The organism is Protofrankia sp. CiP1_Cm_nod2, assembly GCF_920664355.1.
In the GTDB taxonomy this organism is placed as follows: domain Bacteria; phylum Actinomycetota; class Actinomycetes; order Frankiales; family Frankiaceae; genus Protofrankia.
The window spans coordinates 1-3,393 of record NZ_CAKKTL010000363.1; the positions used below are offsets into that span (position 1 = coordinate 1).

Sequence of the window (3,393 nt, forward strand, 5' to 3'; positions counted from 1 at the left end):
ATCATGAGGATCTGACACCAGAGCGGATCGCCTGGTGGCAGGAGATTCCCACGGTCACTCCGGCCACTGCGATCACCCAGTGCACCGCCTTCGGCACTTCGAGCCATCTGCTGCGGCAGGCGATCGTGAACGGGCACGCACAGGGCCGCATCACCACTGTCGAGCGCGACGAGCTGACCGCGGCGTTGGAGGCACGCCATGACCAATAAGCATGCTGAGTCGCGGCTCGCCGCGCTGCTTCGAACCCTCACGCCGAAGACCACCCGGCCGGTCTCGGCAACTGTGCTGAACAAATGGATAGCCCAGACGGAGGGCAAGCTCGGTGCGGAGGCCGCTGGCGGGAGGCTCGGTTGGCTGATCGCCTCATCGGTGGCGATCGCCGCGGCGGCATCGAGTACGGCGGCATCGTGTTCCCCGCAACCGCGACCTTCGGTGAAGTCATGCGGGCTGACACCGCGCCGCAGCACATCCGGCTCTGAGGTCCGACGGCATCACGCCGGTGCCGACGTCGACTCTTTCCCAGAGTGCCGGTCAGGTAGCCATACGTATCCCCGCGAACGGTGGCACACCTCGATGGGTGCCGGCTGCCGGAGAAGATCGGCGCGAGTTTGTCGTTGTGTACGCTTTTGCGGACGAAAAGCGTACACAACGACAAAATTGTCTGGATCATGGTCTGTGTGGGTGGTCGTGGATGGGATCCGCGCTACCTGACCGGCGTTGCGTTCCAGCGATCGGTAGATCGTCGGCATCACGCTGCCCGGTCGGTGACGGGCACGGGCGCCCTGGCCGGTTGTCGGGACTGGCCGGTTGCCGGGAAACAAATTGTCAAACGAGCTGTCAGGGGATGAGGACGATCTTGCCTCGGGTGTGGCCGTGTTCGAGTTCGCGGAAGGCGTCCTGGACGTCGGCCAGCGGGTAGGCGCCGGCGATCGGGACCTCCAGGCGGCCGTCGGCCACCAGGTGTGCCAGCTCGGCGAGGACGTCGGCGCTGGCCGCCGCCGCGCTGCCGTCCGCCTTCACCCCGTGCCGGCCGGCCGCGTCGAAGTCGACGATGGTGTCGATCCGGTCGGGGGCCACCCCGAGCTCGAGCGCCAGGTCCACGTAGCCCTGGCCGAACGTGTCGATGAAGGCGTCGACATGGTCCGCCGCCTGCCGGATGCGGTCGGCGACGCCGTCCCCGTGGGAGACCGGGCTCACCCCGTGGTCGGCGAGCCAGGGATGGTTGGCCGGCCCGGCGATCCCGATCACGCGTCCGCCGGCGAGCCTGGCGAGCTGCACGGCGATCGACCCCACCCCGCCCGCGGCGCCGGAGACGACCACCGTGTCACCGCCGCGCGGCGAGACCGCGCGTACCGCGGCGTACGCCGTCGTCCCGGCCACGAACAGTGATCCGGCGACCTCCCAGGAGATCTTCTCCGGCTTCGCCGTGAGGTTGTCCGCCTCCACCACCACGTACTCGGCGTGGCTGGCGCGCCGGTTGGTGAACCCGAGGACCTCGTCCCCGACGGAGAAGCCGGTCACCCGCGGGCCGGTCTCCTCGACGACTCCGGCCAGATCGCTGCCCTGCCCGGAGGGGAACGTCGCCGGCCACCGGCCGTGCAGCAGCCCCTCACGGATCTTCGCCTCACCGGGATTGATCCCGGCGGCCCGCACCCGGACGAGGACCTCACCCGCCCCGGGCGCCGGCCGCGGCACGTCCACCACTCGCAGTTCCTCTATCCCTCCGTACCCGTCGAACCGGACAGCCCGCGGCATCGCCAGCTCCTTCGTCGTGTCGGTCGTGACCGTTTTCTTCGCCGTCTTCTTTCCGCGTCGCCTTTGTCGTGTTCTTCTGTCGCTTCTTTTTCTCTTGGTTCTCTCCCCGTTGCCGGTCCGGTCCCAACAAGGTCGGGACGCCTGCCTGTGCCCGTGTCCACGTCCGGGCCCACGGACGGGCCGGCCGCGGCGGTGGCCCGGCCGGCCACCCGTCCCACCATGGGGGCCCGGTCGTGAAAGCGAGGATGGAGATGGTCGCTGTCACGACCGTCTGTTCCCTCACAGGCGCGGTTCAATGGTTGTCGACGCGGAGCCCTTCGGTGCCGTCGGCGGATCAGGGGCGTCCGGCTGGGCGTCTGTGCCGACCGGGGCCGGGGGTGGGGACAGCGCCGGGGCCGGCGGTCGCCGGCCGCCAGCCCAGTGCCGGGGCGATCTCGGTGCCGATGATCTCCAGGCGGCGCAGCGCCGCGTCGAAGCTCGCAGCCTCGCCGGCCTCACCCTGGACGGCGGCGATGAAGTAGGACGTGAACCCCGGTCCCACCGGGTTCGTCGCGAGGCTTTCGACGATCACGTCGACCGGGCCGTGGTGGACGTTCATGGCGTCCAGCGCGGCGGCGTCGTCGGCGGTGCCGGGCAGCCCGAAATGGGACAGGTACGGACGGTAGCGGGCGATGTCGGCGGCCAGGTCCCGCGGGGCGGCCAGGCGGTCGGGCCCGGGGAACACACCGTGCGCGACGGCGAGCCGGGCCGCCGGGTAGCCGTCCGGACACAGCGACCGGGCTGCCGCCCTCGAGCGGCCAACCACGGCGGAAGGGCCGTCCGTGGCCGAAGGGCTATCCGTGGCAGAGCGGGCAGCCGCGCCCGAGCGGACCGTCCCGACGGATCGGCCGTCCCCGCCCGGTCCGTCGGCGGGGTGAGCCGTCCCGGCCGCGAAAGCCGTCCCGTCCGGCCTGGCGGTCGCGCCTGAACGGGCCGCGGCATATGCGCGCAGGTACGTTTCGGCCAGCGGGCGCTGCGCCGACCCGGCGGGCCCGACGCCGAGCAGCAGCCCGTCCCCGGCGCGCGCCGCGGCCGTCGCGCCCTCGGCGCTGGCGGTGGAGTCCCACAGCCGCCCGGCCAGTGCCGGCGCCGGCGGCTGCAGCCGCAGCCCGTCGGTGCCCGGGACGTCGCCGCCGCGCAGCAGGTCCCGCAGCAGGCCGATGGCCTGCGTGAACAGCTCCCGGCGCGCGTCGGCGTCCCGGCCGAAGGCGGCGAAGGCCGGTGAGCTGGCGCCGCCCGTGCCCAGCCCGAGCTGTAGCCGCCCGCCGCTGAGCGCGTCGACGACGGCCGCGTCCTCGGCGACCCTGACCGGGTTCTCCAGCGGCAGCACCACCACCGCGGTGCCGAGCTCGATCCGCCGGGTCGCCTGCGCAGCCGCGGCGAGCAGCACCAGCGGCGAGGGCAGCCGGCCGTACTGAGGGGAGAAGTGGTGCTGGGCGATCCAGCCGCCGTCGAACCCGAGCTCCTCGGCGGCGACGAACAGCTCCACGAGCCGGCGCAGCAGCTCCGCCGGCTCCTCCCGGCCGAACACGTGGGTCAGGAAGCCCAGCTTGAACGGACGGCTGCCGCCGGCCGGATAATCACTTCCGGCCAGGCGAT

3 protein-coding genes and 1 pseudogene are annotated in these 3,393 nt (G+C 72.1%); 2 read left to right on the forward strand and 2 right to left on the reverse strand.

Going from position 1 to position 3,393, the window contains the following annotated elements:
• Positions 1-209 (forward strand): annotated as a pseudogene (locus tag NBW84_RS23370) (type IV toxin-antitoxin system AbiEi family antitoxin domain-containing protein); the annotation flags it as partial.
• A gap of 141 nt (positions 210-350) precedes the next feature.
• Positions 351-479, forward strand: coding sequence for a hypothetical protein (locus NBW84_RS24670; protein WP_445548835.1), 129 nt, complete (start codon positions 351-353; stop codon positions 477-479).
• Positions 480-837: 358 nt separating this feature from the next.
• Here the strand turns inward: NBW84_RS24670 and NBW84_RS23375 are convergent, their stop codons facing one another.
• Positions 838-1,755 (reverse strand): NADP-dependent oxidoreductase, encoded by a 918-nt coding sequence (locus tag NBW84_RS23375; RefSeq protein ID WP_250287444.1) that lies wholly within the window; start codon positions 1,753-1,755, stop codon positions 838-840.
• A gap of 334 nt (positions 1,756-2,089) precedes the next feature.
• Positions 2,090-3,388 carry an LLM class flavin-dependent oxidoreductase gene (locus NBW84_RS23380; protein ID WP_250287445.1) on the reverse strand — a complete coding sequence of 433 codons (1,299 nt, stop codon included), beginning with the start codon at positions 3,386-3,388 and terminating at the stop codon, positions 2,090-2,092.
• Positions 3,389-3,393 lie beyond the last annotated feature (5 nt).

Excerpts from the sequence above, each read along its gene's own strand:
- NBW84_RS23375 (WP_250287444.1), bottom strand. The coding sequence starts at position 1,755 with ATGCCGCGGGCTGTCCGGTTCGACGGGTACGGAGGGATAGAGGAACTG.